Origin of the sequence: Arthrobacter sp. SAFR-044, assembly GCF_051965175.1 — a bacterium.
In the GTDB taxonomy this organism is placed as follows: domain Bacteria; phylum Actinomycetota; class Actinomycetes; order Actinomycetales; family Micrococcaceae; genus Arthrobacter.
Genome location: NZ_JBQCMK010000003.1, coordinates 435622 through 460408, shown reverse-complemented (window position 1 = coordinate 460408; position 24787 = coordinate 435622). Strand labels below are relative to the sequence as shown.

Here is a 24787-nt window from a genome sequence, read left to right as displayed (position 1 = left end):
TGCTTAGAACACCCAAGATACAGCACGGCCGTTCCCACGGCGATGCAGGAGGACAGTCGCATTCGGAGGGGTTGTATTTCCATAAAGTAGACAATAATATCCATAATACGAAAACATTCGGATCAGAGCAGAAGCCGGACCAGGCCAAATCAGGAGGACATTCAATGGCGAACCCCAGCCCCGGAAATTCGATCACCCTGCGTGTGGAAGCACCCTCAAGCTTCAGCGCCACCAGCGAGCTTGCCGCAGCCGTCGGAGCTGCCGGCGCCGCCATCACCGCATTGGACGTCACCGAGTCCCACCACGAGACCCTCGTCGTTGACGTCACCTGCAACACCACCGACGATGCGCATGCAGCCCGCGTGAAGGACGCCCTTAACGCGCTCGACGGCGTCACCGTCCAGCACGTCTCCGACCGCACCTTCCTGATGCACCTCGGCGGCAAGCTCGAAGTCGTCCCCAAAGTTCCGCTGCGCAACCGCGACGACCTCTCGCGCGCCTACACCCCCGGCGTCGCCCGCGTCTGCCTGGCCATCGCCGAGGACCCTGCAGCCGCCCGCAACCTGACCGTCAAGCGCAACACCGTGGCCGTGGTCACCGACGGATCGGCGGTGCTGGGCCTGGGCAACATCGGGCCCGCTGCGGCCCTTCCGGTCATGGAGGGCAAAGCCGCCCTGTTCAAGCAGTTCGCCAACGTCGACGCGTGGCCCGTTTGCCTGGATACCCAGGACACCGAGGAAATCATCCGCACCGTCAAGCTCCTGGCACCGGTCTTCGGCGGCGTGAACCTGGAAGACATCGCCGCGCCCCGCTGCTTCGAGATCGAGGCCCGCCTCCGGGAGGAACTGGACATCCCGGTCTTCCACGACGACCAGCACGGTACGGCAATCGTGACCCTCGCTGCCCTGGTCAACGCCCTCCGCGTGGTGGACAAGAAGATCGAGGACGTGAAGATCGTGGTCTCCGGGGTCGGTGCCGCCGGCTCCGCCATCATCCAGTTGCTGAAGGCCCAGGGCGCCCGGCACATTGTGGCCGCCGGCCGATCCGGTGCCATCCACAAGGGTGAGACGTACAACGATCCGCACCGCACCTGGATCGCCGAAAACACCAACCAGGATGGCTTCGCCGGCACCCTGCACGAGGCCATGGTGGACGCCGATGTCTTCATCGGCGTCTCCGCACCGAACATCCTCGGCGAAGAGCACATCGCGTCCATGGCCAAGGACGCCATCGTTTTCGCCATGGCCAACCCCACGCCCGAGGTGGACCCGGCCGCCGCGTCCCGGCACGCCGCCGTCGTAGCCACCGGCCGCAGCGACTTCCCCAACCAGATCAACAACGTCCTGGCCTTCCCCGGCCTTTTCCGCGGGCTCCTGGATGCCGGAGCCAGCGACATCACCCCGGACATGCTGGTTGCCGCCGCCGAGGCAATCGCCAACCGGGTGAATGATAATGAGCTCAATGCGAGCTACATCATCCCCAGCATCTTCGACCCGCACGTGACCGCGGACGTCGCAGCAGCCGTGGCTGCCGCGGCGCACGCATCAAACGTGGCAACACCTGCCGGCCCGGCCGATCCCGCCGCGGAACCAGCGCCTGCACTGGCCTCCGCCTGACCGCCCGACTTCCAGCCCAAGGAAAGGACCAGAAATGGCCATCACCGTCACAGATCCCCGTCCAATCGACCGCGCAGAGGAAATCCTCACGCCCAAGGCACTGGCCTTCGTGGAGGAGCTCCACACCCGGTTCGCCGGCACGCGCAACGAGCTCCTGGCGGCGCGTGCCGTCAAGCGGCAGCACGTCGCCGAGACCGGCAGGCTGGACTTCCTGCCGGAGACCAAGGACGTGCGCGACGGCGACTGGAAAGTTGCGCCGGCACCGGCGGCTTTGCAGGACCGCCGGGTGGAGATGACCGGCCCCGCCTCGCCGGCGAAGATGGCCATCAATGCCCTGAACTCGGGCGCCAAGGTGTGGCTGGCGGACCTTGAGGACGCCAGCACGCCCACCTGGGCCAACGTCATCGATGCCATCCTGAATCTCCGCGATGCCGCGCTGGGGACCCTCAGCTACACGTCGGAGGAAGGCAAGGAGTACCGGCTCCGCACCGACGCGCCGCTCGCCGTCGTGGTGGCCCGCCCCCGCGGCTGGCACATGCAGGAGAAGCACCTGCTGGTGAACGGTGAGCCGGCCGTCGGCGCCCTCGTGGACTTCGGGCTGCACTTCTTCCACATCGCCAAGCAGCTGGTGCTTAACGGACAGGGCCCGTACTACTACCTGCCCAAGATGGAAAGCCACCTCGAAGCCCGGCTGTGGAACGACGTCTTCGTCTTCGCCCAGGACTACCTGGGACTGAACCAAGGCACTATCCGCGCCACCGTCCTGATCGAGACCATCCCGGCCGCGTTCGAGATGGACGAGATCCTCTACGAACTGCGGGACCACGCCTCGGGCCTCAACGCCGGCCGCTGGGACTACCTGTTCAGCATCATCAAGTACTTCCGCGACGCCGGCGAGGAGTTCGTCCTCCCGGACCGCGCCTCCGTGGTGATGACCGCCCCCTTCATGCGCGCCTACACCGAGCTCCTGGTCAAGACCTGCCACAACCGCGGCGCCTTCGCCATGGGCGGCATGGCAGCGGTCATCCCCAACCGCCGCCACCCGGAGGTCACCGAGGCCGCCTTCGAGAAAGTCCGCGCGGACAAGACCCGCGAGGCAAACGACGGCTTCGACGGCTCCTGGGTTGCCCACCCGGACCTGGTGCCCACCTGCCGCGAGGTCTTCGACTCCGTGCTTGGCGACAAGCCCAACCAGGTGGACAAGCAGCGCCCGGAGGTTTCGGTCACCGCAGAGCAGCTGCTGGACGTCCAGTCTGCCGGCGGCCAGGTCACCGAGGCCGGCCTGCGCCTGAATCTCTACGTCGCAGTCGCCTACACGGCGGTGTGGCTGTCCGGGAACGGCGCCGTGGCCATCCACAACCTGATGGAGGACGCCGCCACGGCCGAGATTTCCCGCTCCCAGGTGTGGCAGCAGATCCGCAACAAGTCCATCCTGGCGGACACCGGCAACACAGTCACCAAGGAGCTGGTGGAGAAGATCCTGGGCGAGGAGACCGAACGGCTCCGCACCGAATTCGGCGACGAGGCGTTCCGGCGTTACTACCAGCCTGCCAGCGAGCTGATCGCTGACATCTGCCTCTCCGAGGACTACACGGACTTCCTCACCACACCTGCCTACGAGCTGGTGGACTGAGATGGCCGCACCAAAGCCCTCGCTCTCGGCAGGGGACCTCGCACATATTGACGGGCAACTGGCCGCCACCGACCGGCTGCTGGAACGGAACTACCCGGGCGACGACGGCTCCCGCCAGCCCGTGCACACGGTGTACGTCCCCGCGGACCGCTTTACGCCGTCGTTCGCTGCCGATTGGGGAGCCCAGGCAACGGCGACGGCGGAAGCGCATGGCGGCTTCGAGAAGCTGGGCCGGTTGCTGGGCCAGGACGCCGGCCTCGCCGGGGCCGTGGCCGGCCGCGTGGCCGCAAAGCTGGCGGAGGAGCCGATCGAGGACCTGCGCCTGGACTTTGAGGATGGCTTCGGGGACAGGGGCGACGACGCCGAGGACGCCGCCGCGGTCGCCGCAGCTTCCGCGGTGGCACAGGCAGTCGCTGCCGGCTCCGGTCCCCCGTTCATCGGCATCCGTTTCAAGTGCTTCGAGGCTCCCACCCGGGCCCGCGGCCTGCGCACCCTTGACCTGTTCATCTCCGGCCTCGCCGCAGCCGGCGAACTGCCGGACGGCCTGGTCCTGACCCTGCCCAAGGTCACCACGGTGGCCCAGGTGCAGGCCATGGACTATGCAGTGTCCCGGCTTGAGGAAGTCCACTCACTCCCTGCGGGCCGGCTGCGGTTCGAGGTGCAGGTGGAGACCCCGCAGCTGATCCTGGGACCGGACGGCACGTCGCCGGTGGCGCAGCTGCCGCACGCCGTCCCGGGCCGGATCAGCGGACTGCACTATGGCACCTACGACTACTCGGCGTCGCTGCAGATCTCAGCGGAGTACCAGTCCATGGAGCACCCCGTGGCGGACTTCGCCAAGGAAGTCATGCAGCTGGCTGTGGCAGGCACCGGCATCCGGCTCTCCGACGGCTCAACCAACATCATCCCCGTAGGTGACAACGTGGAGAACGCCTGGCAGCTGCACGGCCGGCTGGTCCGGCGGTCACTGGAACGCGGCTACTACCAGGGCTGGGACCTGCACCCGGCCCAGCTGGCCAGCCGGTTCGCCGCAACCTACGCCTTTTACCGGGAGGGCCTGCCGGCCGCTGCCGCCCGGCTGCGCAACTACGTGGAACGGACCGAGGGCGGCGTCATGGACGAGCCCGCCACCGCCCGCGCCTTGGCCGCTTTCGTGCTCCGTGGGGTCCAGTGCGGCGCCGTGGGGGCCGAGGAAGTCCAGGCGCTGGCCGGCGTCGGAATTCCGCAGCTCACCGCACTGGCGCACCCGCGGCTGGCCACCACTTCCAACTCCTAAGCCAAAGGAATCCATTCATGGGCAAGTACTACTCCCCCAGCGGCGGACTGCCGCCGCAGACCCACCTGACCACCGAGCGCGCCATCGTCACCGAGGCCTACACTGTCATCCCCAAGGGCGTGATGACGGACATCGTCACGTCCAACCTTCCGGGCTTCTCCAACACCCGCTCCTGGATCATCGCCCGCCCCATTTCGGGTTTCGCCACCACGTTCTCCCAGCTGATCGTCGAAATCGCTCCCGGCGGCGGTGCCCCGAAGGCCGAATTCGAGGCAGGCGTGGAAGGCGTCGTCTTCGTGACCAAGGGCAAGCTCAACCTGACCCTCGACGGCGAACTGCACCAGCTTGAGGAAGGCGGCTACGCCTATCTCGCGGCCGGCTCGGAGTGGGGCGTGGAGAACGTTTCGGACGACGTCGTGTCCTACCACTGGATCCGCAAGGCCTACGAACGGCTGGAGGGTTACGAGGCCAAGTCCTTCGTCACCAACGAAAAGGACATCGAGCCCACGTCCATGCCGGACACCAACGACGTCTGGAAGACCACCCGGTTCACGGACTCAAGCGACCTCGCCCACGACATGCAGGTGAACATCGTGACGTTCCAGCCCGGCGGCGTGATCCCGTTCCCCGAAACGCACGTAATGGAACACGGCCTGTACGTCCTGGAAGGCAAGGCCATGTACCTGCTGAACAACGATTGGGTGGAGGTGGAAGCCGGCGACTTCATGTGGCTGCGCGCCTTCTGCCCGCAGGCCTGCTACGCCGGCGGTCCCGGTGAGTTCCGCTACCTGCTCTACAAGGACATGAACCGCCAGGTGAAGCTCACCTAGGCTTTTCGCTGGCCTACCCGGACACAGCAGCAGACGCCGTTACAAACCTCGCAACGGCGCCTGCTGTGGGTTTAGGGCATCAGGCGCCCGGGTTGAGGACCACCTTGATGCAGCCGTCCTGCTTCTTCTGGAACTTCTCGTAGAGGGCGGGTGCACCATCGAGGTTGGAGCGATGGGTGACCAGGTCCATGACGCCCAGCGGATCGGCGTCGTCCTCCACGAGGGGAAGCAGTTGGTCGGTCCAGTGCCGTACGTTGCACTGGCCCATGCGCAGCTGAAGCTGCTTGTCGAACATGGTCAGCAGCGGCATCGGACTGGCTTGGCCGCCGTAGACACCGCTCAGCGACAGGGTGCCGCCGCGGCGCACCGCATCAATGGCGGTATGCAGCACCGCAAGCCGGTCCACACCCGCTGTCTCCATCGCCTTTTGCGCCAGCTTGTCCGGCAGGAGCCCCAGCGCCTGGTGCGCGAACCCTGCCACCGGTGAACCGTGCGCTTCCATTCCGACGGCGTCAACTATGCCGTTCGGGCCCCTCCCGTCGGTCATCTCCCGGAGTTCGTCAGCGACGCCTTTGGCGTAATCGAGCGTTTCAACTCCATGCCGGGCGGCCATCTCGCGCCGTTCCGGGACGGGATCGACGCCGATGACCCGGTAACCGCGGTGCGCTCCGATCCGGGCCGCGAACTGGCCCACCGGCCCGAGCCCGAAAACCGTCAGGACGCCGCCGGGTTCAACATTGGCGTACTCCACCCCCTGCCAGGCGGTGGGGAGGATGTCCGAGAGGAACAGGTAGCGTTCATCGGGAAGCTCGCTGCCCACCTTGATGGGGCCATAGTCGGCGTGCGGGACGCGAAGGTATTCGGCCTGGCCGCCGGAAACCGACCCGTACAGCTCCGAAAAGCCAAAGAGTGCTGCGCCGGAGCCCTTCTCTTTCACCTGCGTGGTTTCACACTGCGACTGCAGCCCTTGCTTGCACATGTAGCAGGAGCCGCAGGAGATGTTGAACGGAATCACCACCCGGTCGCCCTTGCGGAGGTTGGTGACACCACTTCCCACTTCTTCCACGACGCCCATCGGCTCGTGGCCAATGACGTCGCCTTTGTGCATGTACGGGCCCAGGACCTCGTAGAGGTGCAGGTCCGAGCCGCAGATCGCGGTGGAGGTGATCCGGACGATCGCGTCGGTAGGTTCCTGGATGACGGGATCGGGTACTTCTTCTACGCTTACCGACCGTTTTCCTTGCCACGTCAGTGCTTTCACAGTCTCCCTTTCGCTCTGCTTTGCCCATGGGGGTCTCCTTGGGCGGGGCAGGGCACCCGCGGGCACCCTTTCTTCGACCGTATCGGTTTTGCGGGGAAAAAGTAAGCATGCTGATCAATAGGTTGAGGCGGCCGCCGTCGCCGGCGACGAGGATTCCATGCCGGGGGACAGCCCCTGTGACCAGGAGGACTTAGGAGTGCGGCTGCAGCGCAAGCAACCGGCCGATGGCACTTGACCCCAGGTTCTCCAGCAGATCGCGGGGCCCTTCATATACCTCGACGGCGCCTGCCTCACGGAGCTGGGATGCCGGGATGCCGCCGCAGGTAACCCCGATAGCCGGGATGCCCAGGGCAGCGGCCGCCTTCATGTCCCAGACGGCATCGCCGACGTAGACGGCATTGGCAGCCTCGACACCCACGGCATCCAGCGCTGCTTCCAGGATGTCCGGCGCGGGCTTGCTCTCCTTCGCATCGTTGGCACTGGTGGCGGCGTCAATGAAGGCGTCCGCATCCAGCACGGAGCGCATGACCTGCAGGTCCCGCTGCCGCGCAGAGGAGGCCAGGGCCACCGCGAGGCCGCCGGCGTGGCACTGGCCCAGCAGGTCCTTGGCACCATCGAGGCTGCGGAGCGAGGGCCAGTGCGAGGCATACAGCGCGCCATGGCTGGCCATGATGTCCTGGTCCTCGTCCCGGTCGCGGCCGGACGGCAGGAGGTTGTCCACCAACCGGGCACCGCCCATGCCCACGAGCTGGTGAATGGCCGCCATGGGGACGTCGTAGCCATATTGGCGGAATGCACCCCACCACGCGATGGTGTGGATGTACGAGGAATCAATGAGTGTGCCGTCAACGTCAAAGAGGACCCCCCGGCGGACGCCGCCAGGGGGTGTGGTGGATTCAGCCATCAGCCCACCGCTGCCCGTCGCACCCCTGGCACCTTTTTCCGCCTGGCGGCTTCCTCTTTAGGGGAACTGACGGGCCGCACGCGTTCACGGATGACGGACCCGGCACCATCCAGGCTCTTGTCCCGGATGAGGCCCGTGCCTGCGATCTCCCGGGCCATTGCCACGCCTGCCACAGCCGCCCTTTTCGTCGGGAAGGTCACCGAGATGGCCATCAGGTTTCCGCTTCCGTCCATCATCCTGATCCGGTAACCACCGTCAGGGGCATCAACGAGCTCAAAAAATCCGGCCATAACTATCACTCCTCCATCAATCACGGCGCTGTGCTTGGGGGCACTCCATGAGGTGTTAGTAAGTATACTTATCTATCGCGCGAAGGAGAAGTTCCAACCCCGCTCCGCGCCGCCTCAGCGCGAATCCGCCTGTGCAGACGGAAGGGGAGTGTCACTGCGCCGAACCGTATCCTGATGGAGCTCCAGGGCGCTAGTCACAAGGGCGAAATGGCTGAATGCCTGCGGCGTGTTACCCAGTTGGCGCCCGGCTTTTACCGCCCATTCCTCGCTCAGGAGCCCCACATCGTTCCGCAGCTCCAGCAGCCGTTCGAAGAGTTCGCGCGATTCCTCGTGGCGCCCCGCACCCAGGAGCGCCTCCACCATCCAGAATGAGCAGGCCAGGAAGACACCCTCGTCGCCCGGCAGGCCGTCGTCGCTCTCTTCCGGCTTGTACCGCAGCACGAACCCGTCCTGGGTCAGCTCCCGTTGGATGGCCTCGATGGTGCCGATGACCCTGGGATCGTCGTTGGGCAGGAAGCCCACCCTGGGAATCAGCAGGAGGCTGGCATCCAGTTCCGGGCGGCCGTAGGACTGGACGAATGTATTGCGTTTGGCGTCGAATCCGTTGGCCATGATGTCCTCGCGGATCTGGTCCCGCAGCGCCTCCCACCGCTCCACCGGACCGGGCAGGCCGGACTCGCGGACGCCCTTCACCATACGGTCCGCCGCCACCCACGCCATCACCTTGGAATGGGTAAAGTGCCGGCGCGGGCCCCGAATTTCCCATAGCCCGTTGTCCGGCTGGTCCCAGATCGTTTCCAGGTGTTCCATCAACGCGATCTGCACGTCCCAGGCCTCGTCGGTGTGCTTCAGCAGCGAGTTCCGGGTCAGCGCCAGGCAGTCCAGCACTTCACCCCACACATCCAGCTGAAACTGCTCCGCGGCCGCGTTTCCGATCCGCACGGGCGCCGAGTTTTCATAGCCTTTCAGCCAGGGCAGCTCCATCTCGGGCAGCCGCCGCTCGCCGTGGATCCCGTACATGATCTGCAGGTCGGCGGGGTCGCCGGCAACCGCACGGAGCAGCCAGTCCCGCCAGGCAGCAGCCTCAGCCGTATAACCGGCAGCGAGCAGGGCCTGCAGGGTCATGGCGGCATCCCGCAGCCAGCAGTAGCGGTAGTCCCAATTCCGCTGGCCGCCCGGCTGCTCCGGCAGGGACGTCGTGACGGCGGCGACGATACCCCCGGTGGGGGCGTAGGTCAGCGCCTTGAGCGTCACCAGGGAACGGACCACCGCGTCCTGGTACTTCCCCTTGACGGTGCACTGCGAGGACCAACCGCGCCAGAACGCAAAGGTGCTCTCAAGGACGTCCTCGGCATCGACGCTGACCGGCCGTCCCACATGGCTTGGCGCCCAGGTCAGCACGAACGGCACCTTCTCACCGGCGCTCACGGTGAAGTCGCTGACGGTGTGCATGTTCTCGCCGTGCAGGGGCGCGGGAGTGACCAGGTAGACGGCGTCCGGGCCGGCTATGGCGTGCAGCCCGCGCTTGTCCTTGCGCACCCACGGCACGATGTGGCCGTAGTCGAACCGCATGACCAGCTCCCCGTGCATCTTGACAGTTCCGCTGACGCCCTCCACTATGCGGACAATGTCAGCAACGGAATCCCTGGGCGGCATGAAGTCGGTAACGCGAACCGTTCCGTCCGGCGTCTCCCACTCGGTGTCCAGCACCAGGCTGCCGTCGCGGTAGCTCCGGCGGGTGCACGCTCCACCGCCCTCCGGTGCCAGCAGCCAGCGTCCCGAGTCAGGCGTGTCCAGCAGCGCGTTGAAGCATGCAGGGGAATCGAACCGCGGGAGGCAGAGCCAGTCGATCGAGCCTTCCTTGCTGACCAGGGCACCGGTGTGAAGGTCGCCAACTACCGCATAGTCTTCAATTCGCGCCATGACATTACCCTGCCACACAGGGCTTCGAAGGGAAGGGAAAACTGCAGGTGTAGCCTGAGGGAAATGGCTATCCACATCGGCACCTCCGGCTGGAGCTACGACCACTGGGTGAACGTCCTGTACCCGCCCGGGCTGCCCGTCCGGGACAGGCTCCAGTGCTACGTCTCCAGGTTCAGCACGGTTGAACTGAATGCCAGCTTTTACCGGTGGCCCAGGGATACCACCTTCGCGGGGTGGAACAGGCGCCTGCCGCCCGGGTTCAGCATGTCCGTCAAGGCACCCCGCGGATTGACCCACGCACGCAAGCTCTATTCACCCGAGGTCTGGATTGAGCGCATCGTTCGGTGCTGGCACGAACTGGGGGACAAACGGGCCGTGCTCCTGGTCCAACTTCCGCCGCAACTGGAGCGCGACGACGCAAGGCTGGACTATTTCCTGGCCGCGGTTCCCTCCTGGATCAGGGTAGCGGTGGAGTTCCGGCACCCCAGCTGGGACTGCCCGGAGGTGTTCGCCCTGCTGGAGCGGCACCAGGCGGCCTACTGCATCATGAGCGGCGCCAACCTGCCTTGCATCCTGCGGACTACCGCGCCTTTCGCCTACGTCCGCCTTCACGGGCCCGACCACGAGCACTTGTACGGCGGCTCCTACTCCGACGCGGATATGCACTGGTGGGCAGAGCGCATCCGCGAGTGGGACGGTGCGGGCATCGACGTGTACGCCTACTTCAACAACGACGGCGGCGGGAACGCTGTGCGGAACGCCGAGACCCTGCGCGGGATCCTGGGCGCCGGCTGATGCCCGCTGCCGCCCTGTGGCAGAGTTAGGGCATGGACACGGCTCCGCAGAACCCAGCCCAGGACACGGCACACGCACCGCGGCAGAACAAAAAAGGCCAGTACGCCCTGTCGGGAAGCCAGTTCTTCCGGCTGGCGCACCGACTCTCTGATGCGGTCAACGATGTCCGGATCACACTGGCCAAGCGGTGGAAGTTCTCGCCGCAGACCATCGCCTACCAGGGCTACGGTTCCACCACCCGGGTCCGGGTGCTGGGGAGGGTCCTTTTGACCCAGCAGCCGCTGCCGGGAAGCAAAGCCGAGCACGCAGCGAAGAACGGCAACCAGAACATCAGGGGCTGGCGTGCCTTCACCGGGGTGCCGCTGCAGTTTACCGACGTCGAAATCACCATCGGCGACGTGGTCACCCACGTCACGGCGGACCGGGGCGGCCTCATCGACACCGAGGTGGATGTGCAGCTGTCCCCCGGCTGGCACACCGCGGTGCTGCGCGCGGAAGGAACCGAGCCGGCAGAGGCGTTGATCCAGGTGATTGCCCCCGGCGTCGATTTCGGCATCGTCTCCGACATTGACGACACCGTCATGGTGACAGCCTTGCCCAGGCCCTTCCTGGCGCTGTGGAACACCTTTGTGCTCAGCGAACGGGCCCGCATGGCCACGCCGGGAATGGCAGTGCTGCTGGACCGGCTGACCATCGAGCACCCCGAGGCCCCCGTCATCTACCTGTCCACCGGCCCCTGGAACGCCGCCCCCACGCTGGGGCGCTTCCTGACCCGCAACATGTACCCCAAGGGCACCCTGCTGCTGACGGACTGGGGCCTCACCCAGGACCGCTGGTTCCGCAGCGGCCAGGACCACAAACACCGCAACCTGGAGCGGCTGGCGCAGGAATTCCCGGACATGCGGTGGCTCCTGATCGGCGACAACGGCCAGCATGACGAGGCCATCTACTCCGCCTTTGCCGCCGAAAACCCGGAAAAGGTGGCAGCGATCGCCATCCGGCAGCTGTCCGTCAGCGAGTCGGTGTTTGCCGGCGGCCACTCCGAGGACGGCGACCACACCACATCCAGGGTGCCGTGGATCTACTCCCCTGACGGCGCCGGCATCGCCAAGCAGCTGGCCATGCTGGACCTGCTCCGGGGCTGACCCTTCCGGGGCCAGCCCCTCACGTCCTACGCGCCGGCACCCAGTGATGCGCCGTCGTCGGGCGCTGCGTTGCCCACCAGGTCCTCACTGCCAGGGAGATCGTCGCTGCCGGCAAGGTCGTCACCTTCCAGCAGGTCCGGGACGACGGCCTGGGCGATGGCGGCGTCAGCAGCGGCCGCCAGGTCACGTTCCTCGATGAGCTCCTGGAACCAGAAGTAGGATGCCTTGGGCGTGCGCTCCAGCGTTTCAAAGTCCACGTGGAGCAGGCCGAAGGGCTGGTTGTAGCCGGCGGACCACTCGAAGTTGTCCAGGAAGGACCACACGTAATAACCGCGCAGGTCCACGGACTCTGCCACACCGCCGGGCGCGGTGGCGCGCAATGCCGTTTCCAGATGGTCGGAGAGGTACTTCAGCCGGCGCTCGTCCGGAATGAACCGGGTGTTGGTGGACTTGTCGCGGACGATGATGTCCTCGAAGCTCGCCCCGCCCTCTGTGATGATCACGGGTGGAAGGTTTGGATACCGCTCCGCCATCTCCTTCAGGGCCACGGCCATGTACTCCGGCTTGACCGGCCAACCGTAGGCGGTGATGTCCGCTTCCGGCCAGGCCTCCACGTGGAACGGCGTTGTACCGCTGCCCGTTGCGCTGAGGTCACTGCCCATGGCCTCCGCCATGCTTGACGGAACGGTACCGCCGCCGGGTCCCGCCGCCACCTTGGTGGGCATGTAGTAGTTCAGCCCGTAGAAGTCCAAGGGCTGGGAGATGACCTCCATGTCCTCTTCAGGGTGTTCGAAGGAACTGAAGAACTTGGCGGCACGGATCAGGTCAGGGTATTTGCCCGTGAGGACCGGGTCCGCGTACAACCGGTTCTGGCCCAAGTCCATGATCCCGGCGCTGATCTTGTCCAGCGGGTTGATCGAGTTCGGCACCATGGGTGAGTACACGTTGGTCATCCCGATCTCACCCGGCACCTTCGCGGCGCGAAGCGCCTGGACGGCGAGCCCGTGGCCCAGCAACTGGTGGTGGACGGTGGGAAAGGCGCCCAGGGCAAGTTCCTTGCCTGGCGAGTGCAGGCCAAATGCATAGCCGTTCGCGCTCACGGTTGCCGGTTCATTGATGGTGACCCAGCGGGCCACCCTGTCCCCGAACGCCCCGGCCAGCAGCGCGGCGTATTCGCCCAGCCGGTACGCGGTGTCCCGGTTCATCCAGCCGCCCTCGTCATCCAGCTCCAGGGGCGTGTCCCAGTGGTAGATGGTGGCCATGGGCGAGATCCCATTGGCCAGGAGCTCGTCCAGGAGCCGGTCATAGAACGCCAGTCCTGCACGGTTGGCAGGGCCGGTCCCGCCGGGCTGGATGCGGGGCCAGGAGAAGGAGAACCGGTAGGAATCGACGCCCAGCTGCTTCAAGAGGGCAACGTCCTGCGGCATCCGGTGGTAATGGTCCGTGGCCACCACAGGGCTGTGGTCCTCCACGATGGCTCCCGGCCTTGCGGCGAACCTGTCCCAGCCCGAGGGTCCGCGCCCATCCTCATCCAGGGCCCCTTCGATCTGGAACGCTGCGGTTGCCACGCCAAGCGTGAACCCCGGAGGGATGAGCGCTGCGAGGTCCTTGGCGGTGATGTGCATTGGGGTCCAGCCTTTTGGTCACGGTGGTTCGGGTACGTCCCAGAATGTCACAGGGCAGGACGGCTGACGAGCAGCAACTCCGTAGTGGCACCGGCATCTACTGTGAACCGAAAAGGAACTCCTTCGCGTGCGCCACTGCCTTGCGGAACGCGTCATTGCGCAGCGTCACCAGGTGCTCCGTGTCCCCGTCCGACGGTTCAAGGTATCCGGTGTAGCCGGGGCGCAGCACCCAGATGTCCCCCGCCGGCGGCAGGTAGAACACACCGAAGGAACGCTGCTGCCTCTCGTCCGCCGTCCAGACCGGGACTACCGCCAGGGCAGCACCGGTGGCCGGGTTGAGCCACTGCGCCCGCGGCAGCGGCTGTTCGTGCGCCTCGGGGTCCAGGAAGGGCGCGGTTCCCGGACCCCAACGCTGCTCAAAGCGCTCATGGAATGCGGGAATGAGGTGTGAATCGTAGCGCCGCCAGTCGCTCATGCAGCTTTCCGCCTCCTTTGATTAATGGCACGGCCATGGTCTACTTCCCCGGCTTCACGGCCGGCGGGACTCCAAGGCAGAATCCGGCTTCAGGACCGGGGCCGCTTTCAGGCCCACGGCCCGCTTTCCCACCGCACCGGGGTAACACGGATGGCAGGCCCGGACGGTCCGCCGGTGCTGCGGACTCTCCGGACCGGAATGATGGTGGGCGCACCTGCCGCCAGCCGCCTGTCATAGTCGGCACGGCGCCCGGGGTCGCACAGCACGTTGAACGCCTGCATGATCCGCAGGAGTTCGTCACGCTGCCCGGGGTTGCCCGTCGAAGCGGATTGGTTCCCCCTTGCCTGGTTGTCCCCATCCGCCTGCCCGCCGTCCATGTCCGGATGATGGCTGCGCATGAGGGCCCGGTACGCGTGGGAAATCTGCTGCCGGGTGGCATCCCGGCCCACCCCCAGGATGGTGTAGTAATCGGGGACATCCGTCATCCCAGCCTCCCGTTCCGCCGGTGCCCCTGCCGCGGCCGGCAGGGGCACACGCAGGAAAGCCCTAAGTGCTGATCTGCTGCATCCCGCCCTGCTGGGTCTGGATCTCGATCTTGCGCGGCTTGGCCTGCTCGGCAACCGGAATCCGCAGGGTCAGGACGCCCTGGTCGTAGCTGGCCTTGATCTTCTCGGTATCCAGCGTGTCACCCAGGATCAACTGGCGGCTGAACACGCCACGGGGACGCTCCGAGGCCACGAGCTCCACATTGGGCTGCGTGGGGTCCTGCCGCTCAGCCCTGACAGTCAGGACGTTCCGTTCGACATTCAGTTCCAGCGAGTCCACCTTCACGCCGGGAAGGTCGAACGCCACCACGAACTCGCCGTCCTCCTGCCAGGCATCCATGGGCATGGCTGCCGGCCGGGCGGCGGTTCCAAAGACCTGCTGCGTGAGCCGGTCCAGCTCACGGAACGGGTCAGTACGCATCAACATCATTTCCCACTCCTTCAGCTTCCACGTGTTGGATCTGCGCATTTCCACCACCATTAATCTATGGTGGTGGATATAGATTTTTTATAGCACCCGTGGGACACTGAAGCAAGACACCGGGCAAAGTAATTTTTGGGAGCAGACATGGCAGAACCTGTTGCGGGACGGCCCCCGCGTTCCCCCGGTTCACGTGCCCTTTACGCCATCTCCGTGGCCGCGGAACTCACGGGAACCGGGCAGCAGAACATCAGGCTCTACGAAACCAGGGGGCTGGTGACACCTTCCCGGACGGCAGGCGGTACGCGCCAGTACAGCGATGATGACATCGCCGTGCTGCAGCGGATCGGCGAACTCCTTGAGGAGGGGCTGAACCTGGCAGGCGTGGCCAAGGTCCTTGAGCTCGAGGCAGCGAACGTCAAACTGCACCGGGCCTTGAAGCGCGCCAGGTCCCGGCCGCAGTGAAGCAGCTTCCCGCCCGGGAAGGTTCCTACTCCCGGGCGGATTCTTCCTTCGACAATTCTCCGGTGATCGGTTCGCCAGGGATCCTCGCGGTCCGCCAGGTGTCCAGCGCGATGACTGCGCCCAGGATGAGCAGCGACAGCGAGAACGACGCAAGGGTATCGGTGGGCCAGTGGTAGCCCAGGTAGAGGCGGCTGGCGATGGCGAGGACAATCCCGATCCCGGCCCCGATGAATCCGAAGACCGCTGCCCGCGGGTTCCGGCGCCGGGAGAAGATCAGGTAGGCCCCCACCAGCAGGAAGTCGCAGGCCCCCAGGACGTGCCCGGACGGGAACGAAAAGGTCTGGTCCGCACCGAACAGCATCTGGTCCACGGGGGGCCGCGAACGCTGCACGATGTGCAGGATGATCTGCGAAATGATCACCCCCGTCAGCATCGCGGACGCCAGCAGGATGGGGCGCCAGGCGTGTTTGGCGGCGAATCCCCAGATGAGGATCACCACCAGCACGATGATTGGCAGGGCAATGGGACCGAAGAACACGGCCAGGAAAATCATGATGGCAGTGACTGCTGCTGAACGCGTTGTGAGCAGCCAGTCATGCACAGGATGGTCTGCGACCGAAAAACCGTCGGCCTGCACCACGCTGACCAGCGTGGCGATGAAGAGTGCCAGCCCCACGACGGCCAGGATGACCGACGCACGGTAAAGGCGCCTCCGGTCGGCAGGGTCGATGTAGCGCTCCTCCACCACGAACTTTTCGTGGAAGGTGTGCCACCTGCCGGAGTTCCGTTCCGTGACTGCGGAACCTGCTGATTTTTGTGCCAATCTGCCCGTCCCTGCGCCCTGTTCAATGCACGCCGCATATGCGTGCCGTGTGGAATGCCTAGGCTGAAGATTATCCCCGTGAAATGCCATTCACTCCATCGCGGGGCCGGTTTCGGCGGCTAGAACGAGCCGGTGGTGAACTGCCAGCTCAGTCCGGTGAGGGTGTTGCCCGCTGTGTCGCGGATTCCGGCAGCCCCTCCCGTCAGCGTCACGGTGTACCGGGTCTTTGCCGCCAGGGTGCCCTGGGGGTCGAGGATCCACTGGTTGGTGGTGCCGTTGCGGTAGGCGGAAGCTGCCACTACAGCCCCCGTGGAAGCGTTTTTCAGCGTGAAGGTCGCTGTGCTGACGCCTTGGACCGCTTCGCTGAAGGTCGCGCTGACGTTGCTGCTCCTGCGGACCAGGAGCGCGTTGCTGCCTGGGCTGTAGCTGCTGACGGTGGGCGCAGGCCCGGTAGTGAAGGTCCAGCTGGTGGTGGCCAGCGGCGTGCCTGCGGCGTCCCGGATGGCCGAGGGTCCGCCCACCAGGGTGGCCGTGTAGGTGGCGTCGGCAGCGAGGTTCGCGGCCGGGTCAAGGGTGGCGGTCCTGGTGGTGGAGTTGTAGGTGACAGTGGCGGCAACGGTGGCCCCTGCAGCGTTCTTGAGCACGAAGGTCCCGGTGGAGACGCCCTGGACAGCGGCACTGAAGACTGCGGTCACGTTCGTGCCCATGGCTACTGCCGTGGCCTTGGCGGCCGGCGAGACCGAGGTGAGGGTGGGCGCAGGAGCGGGAGCCGGGGTGGGAGCCGCAACGTCTGTTCCCGTGTACAGCAGGCGGTTCGGGGTCCCCGTGGTGGCCCCGGCAATCACTCCGGGCGTGGCATTGGCTACCAAGGCAGCGGCGACGTCGGCCGGTGCCAATGCAGGGTTCTGCGAGAGAAGCAGGGCGGCAGCGCCGGCAGTGTGCGGGGCGGCCATGGAGGTTCCGGACATGGATGCCGTGGCCGTGGCGGAGGTGTAGTAGTCGGAGGTGATGCCGACGCCGGGAGCGTACAGGTCGACGCAGGATCCAAAGTTGGAAAACGATGCCTGCTTGTCGGCGGAGTCGCTCGCTGCCACGGTGACGGCTCCGGGGACGCGGGCAGGTGAACCGGTGCAGGCGTCCACGGCGGAGTTGCCTGCGGCAACCACGGTGGTGACGCCGTCGTTCAGGACTGCCTGGATGGCGTTGTCCACGGTGCTGCTTGCGGCTCCGCCCAGGCTGAGGTTGGCCACAGCGGGCGTTCCCGCGGCATGGTTCGCGGCGATCCAGTCCAAGCCGGCCACCACGTCAGAGTTGTAGCCCGAGCCGCTGCAGTCCAGCACCCTGACCGGCACCAGGGTTGCACTCTTGGCGACGCCGTACGTTGACCCGGCCACGGTTCCGGCCACGTGGGTGCCGTGACCGTTGCAGTCGGTGGTGCCGTTGCCGTCTGCCACGGCGGTCCAGCCCGCTGCCACCCTGCCGCCGAAGTCGGTGTGGGAGGCCAGGATGCCGGTGTCCACGACGTAAGCGGTCACGCCGGCGCCGGCCCCGGTCCACGAGTAGCTGCCGGAGAGCGGCAGGGCCCGCTGGTCGGCGCGGTCCAGGCCCCAGGGGGCGGGCTGCTCGGTCCCGGAAACCTTGACGGCGGCGTCCGGCTCCACTGACAGCACCTTCCCCGACCTGGCAAGTGCTGCCGCCTGGGCGGAGGTGGCGGTGACAACGGCGCCGCGGATTGCGTGCTCAAAGGTGCGGCCGACGGCGAGGCCCTGGCCGCGCAGCCCGGACACCTCCGCGGCGACGTCGGCAGAGGGCACGTACTGGACGATGTAGCGGCCGGCTTCGCTGCCGGCGCCGGCGGGCGGGCCAGCGGCGGGAGCAGCGGCAGCGGGCAGGGACGCCGTGGAAAGGGCGACGGCTGAGAGCAGAGCCGTGAGGGCAGGCAGCACGAAGTGTCGGGTACGAATTTGGGGGTCCTTTTGGTGGTGGAGCGGGCCCACTCCCGGGACGCGGAATCCGCCGCGGGAACAGGCAAAGGATGGCTGTACCAAAAGGATAGGAGCCGGAAGCGTATGGCTTCCGGCTCCTTGGATGATCCTGTGCCAACCCTTGGCGATTGCTGCGGACCGGGTTAATGCAAACCCGGCCTTACCCCTGGCTTCCTCCAGTGGTGGAGCCGGCTGCTGCGTGGTTCCGCCAGCTGTGTTCGGGCTCGTATCCCAGCAGGCGCCGTGCCTTGTCGATGGAGAGCATCGTTTCATGCTCTTCCAGTTCCTTGGTTACCTTGACGCCGGGGAACACCTCGGCGGCGAGGCTGGCGCTTGACCGGCTCATGACAGTGTCGGCGTTGGCGATGATGAAGGCCTCAAATCCCGGTTTGGCATTCTCCAGCGCCCGCGCCACGGCCTGCGCGCCGTCCCTGCCGTCGATGTATCCCCACAGGTTCCACTTCCGCAGCGTCGCATCCCCGTCGAAGGAGGGGAACTTCGCGTAATCGGCTTCGTCCATCACGTTCGAGAAGCGGAGCCCGGTGATGCTCAGTTCCGGGTCCCACCGCGTCATCTCCACGGCCATCTGCTCCTCCAGGGTCTTCACCAGGGAGTAGGTGCTTTCCGGCCGCGGCGGGTATTCCTCGTCCACGGGAATGTAGGGAGGGTCGACGTCGAACGGCAGCCCCAGCACCGTCTCGCTGGACGCGTACACCACCTTCTTGATGCCGGCGCGCCGCGCGGCCTGGAAGACGTTATAGGTGGACAGCATGTTGTTCTCGAAGGTGGCTGCGTCCGGAAGGATGCCCGGGGCGGGAATGGCACCCAGGTGCACCACGGCGTCGAACCCGTCATGCCGGTCATCGACTCCCAGCAGCGCGTCCACAACCTGCCCGTAGTTGCGCAGGTCCACCATCAGGAGCCCCGGGCTGCGTTCACCCGCACGGTCCAGCGTGAGGACCTGGTGGCCGTCGTCGGTGAGCCGGCGCACCACGTGCCGCCCCAGTTTTCCGTTTCCGCCTGTAACGGCAATTCTCATCAGGGTTTCCTTCTGTTCGAGTGCTTCTCCGTGCGGTGTTCCGGTCAGGACGGGGGTCGGGGGCTGCGAGGAACTGTTCGACGGCGGCGATCGCCACGGCGGTAATTCCGCCCGGATCGCCGCTGCCGTTGACGGACACCAGGATGCCCCGGCCCGCGTACACCGAGACTACTTCATGCGTCTGCCGGTGGTAGAGGTCCAGCCGGCGCCGGAAGACGTCCACGGTGTCGTCGGTGCGCCCCTGTTCCACAGCACGCAGCTGCATCCGTTCCTCCAGTTCCGCGTCCGGCGCCTGCAGTTCTATGACGGCGTCCAGCGCGTGGCCCTGGGCTGCGAGCATCCTGTCCAGTTCCGTCGCCTGCGGCGCCGTGCGCGGGTAGCCGTCCATCAGGAACCCGTGCATGGCATCGCTCTCCAGGAGCCGGTCCTTCACCAGTGCATTGGTGAGGTGGTCCGGTACGAAATGTCCGCCGTCCAGGTACTGGGCAGCCTGGTTCCCCAGATGCGTCTTCCGGGTGACGTTGCTCCGGAAGATGTCGCCGGTGGAAACGGCGGGGACCCGGAAGTGCCGCGCCAGGTGTTCGGCCTGCGTTCCCTTGCCGGAGCCCGGTGGGCCGATGATGAGAAGCCTGGTCATGTTCGTGTCCTTCCGCGGCGGGACCACAGTGAATGGGGCGGCGGAGGCAGCAGCACCGGATCCCCGCTTCATTGTGCCGGTTGCTCCTTGTCCGGCGCCAGCAAACCGCGTTACGGCCGGGGCCGGGATGGGCATCGCCCGGCCCTGCAATGTATATACTCTGGATATCGGTTTAGCAGCAGGCCGTTGGAAAGTTCGTCGATCCAGCGACCATCACCGGCTCCCCGCCACTCCCGGGGCGCCTATGTGTTGCAGGCTCGTTTTGACCTGAACGAATGGCACCAAGAAACCGTGGCCGGCGAGTCAACAGCAAAAACCGATACATCCATAACCGAGCACCTGCATGAACTGGTCCTCAACAGCTCCGACGTTGAGGACTTCCTCAACGAACTGGCACAGGTGTCCGCCCGTAACCTCTCCGAACCCGGCGACGAGATGCTGTGCGCCATCACCCTGCTCAGGCAACGGAAAACAGCGACGATTGCCAGCAGCAGCCGGGAAGCAAAGTCCATCGGACGCCTTGAGCACGGGTTCTCCGAAACACCCAGCCTGACGGCATTCACGGTGCAGGAGACTGTCCACGCTCCGGACCTCGAAGGGGACGGCCGCTGGCCGGAATACTCCACGGCAGTTGTAGCACAGGGAGTGAGGTCGGTCGCGGCACTTCCCTTCCGGCTTGAAGGGGAAACCAAGGCTGCGCTGCTGCTGTACTCCCGCCGGGCCCACCGGTTCGAGGAGCGGGTGCTCAAGTTTGCCGAAGACTTTGTCAGCCAGACCTCACTGGCGCTCCGCCTTGCAGTGCGCTTTGCGCATTACAGCGAAACAGCGGCAAACCTCCGCGCCACGCTGGAGTCCCGCACGGTCATCGATATGGCGGTGGGCATCATCATGGCACAGAACCGGTGCAGCCAGCAGGACGCTTTCGACATCCTGAAGGCCGCCTCAAGCACCCGTAACACCAAGCTGCACGATGTGGCCGCTGCGGTGGTGAATGCGCTGGGGCAGGGACCTGTGCGTACCCATTACGACGGGTAGGGCGGCCGTCAGCGGCAACGCATCCGCCACCAGTAGACTGGTGCCAACTTTTCGCCGGGGGGCTCAAATGGAACAGCAGCGTGTTTGCCTTGTCGTGGAGGATGACGACGATATCCGGGGCCTGATCTCCGTGGTCCTGTCGCATGCGGGATTCGAGGTCAGGGCGGTGGGAACAGGTGCCGAGGGCATCGCCGCAGCGGCTGACCCCGCCATTGCGTTGGTCACCCTGGACATTGGGCTTCCCGACATGGACGGGCACGTGGTGGCCCATGCCATCCGCGCCCTCACCACCGCACCCCTGCTGTTCCTGACGGCCCGCTCCGAGGAAGACGACGTGCTGGCCGGCATGGCGTCGGGGGCTGCCGGCTACCTCACCAAGCCTTTCCATCCGAAGGAACTGAAAGAGCTTGCCGGGCAGCTGTGCCCGGCAGCGGATGTTTCACAGGAGCCACACATACCGGGCAAATCCCACTGCTAAGTTCGCCGCCTAGAAATGAGGCATGACTCCTCAGCAGCGATCACTACGCAAACCCGGACGCTTCCGCCGGGCCGTCACGGCAGGGGCGGTGGCGTTAACGCTGTCCGCGGGAGGGGCGGCCGCCTGGGCAGTTGACCGTTATGTGGTCCCGCACGTCGAGATCTCCGACGTCTCCGCCTACCAGGCCGGCCAGGCAGGCACGACGGCGAACACCTCCGAAGCTTCCAGCGGCACTACCGGCGCGGTCACCACCGCCACCTCTTACGTCTCCGGCTCATCCACCATCTCGATCTCCAAGGTGACCACGGGCAGCGGCGACAGCACCGTCACCTACTATGCTGCCGACGTCGAACTCTCGGACGCCACGGCCCTGAAGTCCGCATTCGCCAACGACAGCTTCGGTGCGAACATCACCGAAACCACCTCCGCGATCGCAGCCGACAACAACGCCGTCTTTGCCGTCAACGGGGACTACTACGGCTTCCGGGACACCGGGATCGTGATCCGCAACGGTGTGGTGTTCCGCGACGCCGGTGCCCGCCAGGGGCTGGCGTTCTACCGGGACGGAACCGTGAAGGTCTATGACGAAACCACCACTACGGCCGCGCAGCTTGTAGCCGACGGCGTCTGGAACACCCTCTCCTTTGGTCCGTCCCTCCTGGACGGCGGCCAGGTTGCCGCGGGCATCGAGGGCGTGGAAGTGGACACCAACTTCGGCAACCACTCCATCCAGGGCGACCAGCCGCGCACCGCCGTCGGAATCATCGACGAAAACCACCTGGTGTTCGTGGTGGTGGACGGCCGCAGCCCCGGCTACAGCGCCGGCGTCACCATGACCGGGCTCGCCGAAATCATGCAGGGCCTGGGCGCCACCACGGCCTACAACATCGACGGCGGCGGCTCGTCCACCATGTACTTCAACGGATCGCTGGTCAACAACCCGCTGGGCCAGAACAAGGAACGCGGCACCTCCGACATCCTTTACATCGGGCAGTAGGACGCCATGGTCATCCTGATCCCCGCCTATGAGCCCGACGGGCAGCTTCCCGCCCTTATCCGTTCCATCCGGAACGTCCGGCCACGGGCCTCCATCGTGGTGGTTGACGATGGCAGCGGACCCGCCTTCCGGGACGTGTTCGACGACGTCAGGTCCCTTGGGTGCCATCTGGTCAGCTACGCCCGCAACCGTGGGAAGGGCTTCGCGCTCAGGGCCGGATTCGGTTTCATCGCGGACAAGCTTCCGGGCCGGGACGTAGTGTGTGCGGACAGTGACGGCCAGCATACTGTGGCGGACATCCTTCGCGTGGCGGACCGCCTGCGGGAGAACCGGGTCCTGCCGTGGGGGCAGGCCACGATGGTGCTGGGCAGCAGGAGCTTCGCCGGGAACGTCCCCGCGCGGAGCCGGCTGGGCAACGCTGCCACCGGGCTGCTCTTCACCCTGGCCACCGGCGAGCGCATCCCGGATACCCAGACGGGGCTTCGTGGCTACCCGGCCGACCTGCTTCCCTGGCTCCGCTCTGTGCGCGGGGACCGCTACGAATTTGAGCTGAACCTGCTGCTTGAGGCAAAGACCAACGGCTATGCCATCGACCCCGTGGATATCGCCACCGTCTACCTGGACCACAACTCCGGCTCCCACTTCCGGCCGCTGGCTGACTCAGCCCGGATTTATGCCCCGCTGCTGAAGTTCCTTGCGTCCTCCTTCACGGCCTTCCTCGTGGACACCTTGGTGTTCGTCCTGCTCACCGTGGCCATCGACTCCCTGCTGCTGGCAGTGGTCGGTGCCCGGGCCGTGAGCTCGGCGGTGAACTTCCTGGTCAACCGGCACCTGGTGTTCGCCCATGGCAGGGAGCAGCCAGCCCATGCGACCGGAATACGCTACTTCGCCCTGGTTGCCGTGCTGCTGGCCGCCAACTTCGGGTTTGTCTGGGCCCTCCAAGCCATGGCAGTGCCGGCTCTGCCTGCCAAGCTCCTCGCAGAGATCGCGCTGCTTGCCATCAGCTTTGCCGTACAGCAGCGCTTCCTGTTCACCGGTGGAGCCACCATGCACGCCACCGGCGGTCCACGGCGGACCCGCACTCATATTCGGGCCTAGGGAACAGCACAGCGCCGGCACAGTTTGGCCCGGCATTGTCTTTCCCAGACCACCAGAACCATCCGGAGAAATCACATGAACACACTTCTTTTCATCGTCGCTGACCTTGCGGCCATCAGCCTCCTCACCTTCGCCCTGTACCTGCGTCGGCACCGGCGGCGCGACCTGGTGGTGTCCTACCTGGGCATGAACGTGGGCGTACTGGCCGTGGCCACGGCACTGTCGGATTCGGCAGCGGGCCTGGGACTGGGACTGGGCCTGTTCGGTGTCCTGTCCATCATCCGGCTCCGCTCCACCGAACTGTCCCAGCACGAGGTGGCCTACTACTTCTCCGCCCTCGCCCTTGGCCTCATCGCCGGGTTGGGCATCGAGCCGGTGTGGCTGACCGTTTCCCTGATGGGGCTCATCCTGCTGGTGATGTTCGTGGGCGACCACCCGCGGGTGCTGCCGTCCTACCGGCACCAGACCGTGATTCTTGACCGTGCCATCTCCGAGGACCGCGAGCTCTGCGCCCGCCTGGAAGAGGTTCTCCACGGCAAGGTCCATTCCGCCACCATCTCGGAACTGGACCTGGTCAATGACAAGACCGTTGTGGACGTCCGGTTCGCCTACATCCCCGCCGGACACGCTGCCGTACCCGCCGCGCATGATGTACCGGCAGTAACCGCGACGGAACGCATCCACGCAGGTGCGGCATGACCGCCGCTGCGGACGCCGCCGTCGGCCAGCTCCGCCTCCTGCCGCCCGTGAGCCTGGACGAACTCAATGCAGAAGTTGCCCTGCAGACCCGGATTGACCGCAAGTACATTGTGCCGCTGGAGCTCGCCGGCAGGCTCCTGGCCTCGGCCGGCACCAGCATGCGCGTCCTGGACATGGACGGATCCCGCCGCTTCGCCTACGACTCGGTCTACTTCGACACCGCGGACCTGGACAGCTACCTGCTGGCCGCCCACGGCAGGCGCCGGCGGTACAAGATCCGCACCCGGACCTACGTCGACAGCGCCGTGAGCTTCCTGGAGGTGAAGACGGAAGGATCGCGCGAGGCGACGGTGAAGGAGCGCATCCCGTACCGGCTGGAAGACCGGGCCCGGCTCACTCCGGAAGGCCTGGCCTACGTCCGGGAAACCCTCAGCGCCTCGGGAAGCAACGTACCGGCCCTGCCTTTGGAGCCCGTGCTGGAAACCCGCTACGGGCGGACCACTCTCTACCTCCCCGAGTCCGGCAGCCGCGCCACGATTGACACCGACGTAACCTGGCAGCGCCCCGGCCACCAGCCCTGGGTCCTGCACGGTGCCGTCATCCTTGAAACCAAGTCCGGGTCCACGGCCGGCCCGCTGGACCGGCACCTCTGGGCAGCGGGCGTCAGGCCGTCCCGCATCTCGAAGTTCGCCACCGGGATGGCGGCCCTCCGTCCGGGGCTCCCCGCCAACCGCTGGAACCGGACACTGCGCCGCATGGCACTCCGGCCTGTTCCGCTTGCTGCGTAGCCGC

25 protein-coding genes are annotated in these 24787 nt (G+C 66.1%); 13 read left to right on the top strand and 12 right to left on the bottom strand.

The genetic code is table 11. The features are described from left to right. Positions 1 to 164 precede the first annotated feature (164 nt). Genes ACTHQS_RS07255 through ACTHQS_RS07240 form a run of 4 tightly spaced genes read left to right on the top strand, consistent with a single transcriptional unit; the run spans position 165 to position 5355 of the window. Positions 165 to 1616, top strand: coding sequence for an NAD-dependent malic enzyme (locus ACTHQS_RS07255; RefSeq protein WP_440167384.1), 1452 nt, complete (start codon positions 165 to 167; stop codon positions 1614 to 1616). A gap of 34 nt (positions 1617 to 1650) precedes the next feature. After that, entirely contained in the window at positions 1651 to 3249 is a 1599-nt protein-coding gene (gene aceB / locus ACTHQS_RS07250) for a malate synthase A (RefSeq protein WP_440167383.1), read from the top strand. A 1-nt stretch (position 3250) separates the two neighbouring features. After that, positions 3251 to 4525, top strand: a complete 1275-nt coding sequence (locus ACTHQS_RS07245; RefSeq protein WP_440167381.1) for a DUF6986 family protein — start codon at positions 3251 to 3253, stop codon at positions 4523 to 4525. Between the two features lie 17 nt (positions 4526 to 4542). Further along, positions 4543 to 5355, top strand: coding sequence for a bifunctional allantoicase/(S)-ureidoglycine aminohydrolase (locus ACTHQS_RS07240; RefSeq protein WP_440167379.1), 813 nt, complete (start codon positions 4543 to 4545; stop codon positions 5353 to 5355). 79 nt (positions 5356 to 5434) lie between these two features. On the opposite strand, the gene ACTHQS_RS07235 is transcribed toward ACTHQS_RS07240, so the two are convergent. The 4 genes from ACTHQS_RS07235 to ACTHQS_RS07220 form a co-directional block, all read right to left on the bottom strand. Further along, on the bottom strand, positions 5435 to 6616 hold the full coding sequence (locus ACTHQS_RS07235; RefSeq protein WP_440167377.1) for a zinc-dependent alcohol dehydrogenase: 1182 nt from the start codon (positions 6614 to 6616) through the stop codon (positions 5435 to 5437). 190 nt (positions 6617 to 6806) lie between these two features. Further along, positions 6807 to 7520, bottom strand: coding sequence for an HAD family hydrolase (locus ACTHQS_RS07230; RefSeq protein ID WP_440167375.1), 714 nt, complete (start codon positions 7518 to 7520; stop codon positions 6807 to 6809). Continuing rightward, on the bottom strand, positions 7520 to 7810 hold the full coding sequence (locus ACTHQS_RS07225; RefSeq protein WP_440167373.1) for a hypothetical protein: 291 nt from the start codon (positions 7808 to 7810) through the stop codon (positions 7520 to 7522). The genes ACTHQS_RS07230 and ACTHQS_RS07225 overlap by 1 nt, the downstream gene beginning before the upstream one ends. A gap of 114 nt (positions 7811 to 7924) precedes the next feature. Continuing rightward, a complete protein-coding gene (locus tag ACTHQS_RS07220) occupies positions 7925 to 9733 on the bottom strand; it encodes a glycoside hydrolase family 15 protein (RefSeq protein WP_440167371.1) in 1809 nt (602 codons plus the stop codon). A gap of 63 nt (positions 9734 to 9796) precedes the next feature. Between ACTHQS_RS07220 and ACTHQS_RS07215 the strand changes: the two genes are divergently transcribed. Both ACTHQS_RS07215 and ACTHQS_RS07210 read left to right on the top strand, forming a co-directional pair. Continuing rightward, entirely contained in the window at positions 9797 to 10528 is a 732-nt protein-coding gene (locus ACTHQS_RS07215; RefSeq protein ID WP_440167369.1) for a DUF72 domain-containing protein, read from the top strand. Between the two features lie 32 nt (positions 10529 to 10560). Further along, positions 10561 to 11673 (top strand): App1 family protein, encoded by a 1113-nt coding sequence (locus ACTHQS_RS07210; protein WP_440167368.1) that lies wholly within the window; start codon positions 10561 to 10563, stop codon positions 11671 to 11673. A gap of 26 nt (positions 11674 to 11699) precedes the next feature. Here ACTHQS_RS07210 and ACTHQS_RS07205 read toward each other — a convergent pair whose 3' ends face one another. The 4 genes from ACTHQS_RS07205 to ACTHQS_RS07190 all read right to left on the bottom strand — a co-directional run bounded on the left by ACTHQS_RS07205 (position 11700) and on the right by ACTHQS_RS07190 (position 14745). Further along, the gene (locus ACTHQS_RS07205) at positions 11700 to 13298 is read right to left on the bottom strand and encodes a glycoside hydrolase family 1 protein (RefSeq protein WP_440167366.1); all 1599 of its coding nucleotides are present in this window, start codon (positions 13296 to 13298) and stop codon (positions 11700 to 11702) included. A 97-nt stretch (positions 13299 to 13395) separates the two neighbouring features. Then, a complete protein-coding gene (locus tag ACTHQS_RS07200; protein ID WP_440167365.1) occupies positions 13396 to 13773 on the bottom strand; it encodes a hypothetical protein in 378 nt (125 codons plus the stop codon). Positions 13774 to 13880: 107 nt separating this feature from the next. Further along, positions 13881 to 14258 (bottom strand): J domain-containing protein, encoded by a 378-nt coding sequence (locus ACTHQS_RS07195; RefSeq protein WP_440167363.1) that lies wholly within the window; start codon positions 14256 to 14258, stop codon positions 13881 to 13883. Between the two features lie 61 nt (positions 14259 to 14319). Continuing rightward, a complete protein-coding gene (locus tag ACTHQS_RS07190; protein WP_440167427.1) occupies positions 14320 to 14745 on the bottom strand; it encodes an Hsp20/alpha crystallin family protein in 426 nt (141 codons plus the stop codon). A gap of 141 nt (positions 14746 to 14886) precedes the next feature. Here ACTHQS_RS07190 and ACTHQS_RS07185 point away from each other — a divergent pair, with 141 nt between their 5' ends. Beyond that, the gene (locus ACTHQS_RS07185) at positions 14887 to 15204 is read left to right on the top strand and encodes a MerR family transcriptional regulator (RefSeq protein WP_440167361.1); all 318 of its coding nucleotides are present in this window, start codon (positions 14887 to 14889) and stop codon (positions 15202 to 15204) included. A gap of 25 nt (positions 15205 to 15229) precedes the next feature. Here the strand turns inward: ACTHQS_RS07185 and ACTHQS_RS07180 are convergent, their stop codons facing one another. The 4 genes from ACTHQS_RS07180 to ACTHQS_RS07165 form a co-directional block, all read right to left on the bottom strand. Then, complete coding sequence (locus tag ACTHQS_RS07180) at positions 15230 to 16027, bottom strand: phosphatase PAP2 family protein (RefSeq protein ID WP_440167359.1); 798 nt, start codon at positions 16025 to 16027, stop codon at positions 15230 to 15232. A 119-nt stretch (positions 16028 to 16146) separates the two neighbouring features. After that, entirely contained in the window at positions 16147 to 17973 is a 1827-nt protein-coding gene (locus ACTHQS_RS07175; protein WP_440167357.1) for a S8 family serine peptidase, read from the bottom strand. Between the two features lie 199 nt (positions 17974 to 18172). Then, positions 18173 to 19051 (bottom strand): NAD-dependent epimerase/dehydratase family protein, encoded by an 879-nt coding sequence (locus tag ACTHQS_RS07170; protein WP_440167356.1) that lies wholly within the window; start codon positions 19049 to 19051, stop codon positions 18173 to 18175. After that, on the bottom strand, positions 18948 to 19688 hold the full coding sequence (locus tag ACTHQS_RS07165; RefSeq protein ID WP_440167355.1) for an adenylate kinase: 741 nt from the start codon (positions 19686 to 19688) through the stop codon (positions 18948 to 18950). The genes ACTHQS_RS07170 and ACTHQS_RS07165 overlap by 104 nt, the downstream gene beginning before the upstream one ends. Positions 19689 to 19979: 291 nt before the next feature. On the opposite strand from ACTHQS_RS07165, the gene ACTHQS_RS07160 reads away from it, so the two are divergent. The 6 genes from ACTHQS_RS07160 (at position 19980) to ACTHQS_RS07135 (ending at position 24783) form a co-directional block, all read left to right on the top strand. Further along, a complete protein-coding gene (locus ACTHQS_RS07160; RefSeq protein ID WP_440167354.1) occupies positions 19980 to 20723 on the top strand; it encodes a GAF and ANTAR domain-containing protein in 744 nt (247 codons plus the stop codon). Between the two features lie 67 nt (positions 20724 to 20790). After that, positions 20791 to 21201 carry a response regulator transcription factor gene (locus ACTHQS_RS07155; RefSeq protein ID WP_440167353.1) on the top strand — a complete coding sequence of 137 codons (411 nt, stop codon included), beginning with the start codon at positions 20791 to 20793 and terminating at the stop codon, positions 21199 to 21201. Positions 21202 to 21223: 22 nt separating this feature from the next. Further along, positions 21224 to 22198 (top strand): phosphodiester glycosidase family protein, encoded by a 975-nt coding sequence (locus ACTHQS_RS07150; protein ID WP_440167351.1) that lies wholly within the window; start codon positions 21224 to 21226, stop codon positions 22196 to 22198. 6 nt (positions 22199 to 22204) lie between these two features. Next, positions 22205 to 23296, top strand: coding sequence for a GtrA family protein (locus ACTHQS_RS07145; protein WP_440167349.1), 1092 nt, complete (start codon positions 22205 to 22207; stop codon positions 23294 to 23296). Between the two features lie 75 nt (positions 23297 to 23371). Then, positions 23372 to 23995 carry a DUF4956 domain-containing protein gene (locus ACTHQS_RS07140; protein WP_440167348.1) on the top strand — a complete coding sequence of 208 codons (624 nt, stop codon included), beginning with the start codon at positions 23372 to 23374 and terminating at the stop codon, positions 23993 to 23995. Beyond that, a complete protein-coding gene (locus tag ACTHQS_RS07135) occupies positions 23992 to 24783 on the top strand; it encodes a polyphosphate polymerase domain-containing protein (RefSeq protein ID WP_440167347.1) in 792 nt (263 codons plus the stop codon). Before ACTHQS_RS07140 ends, ACTHQS_RS07135 begins: the two co-directional genes overlap by 4 nt. Positions 24784 to 24787 lie beyond the last annotated feature (4 nt).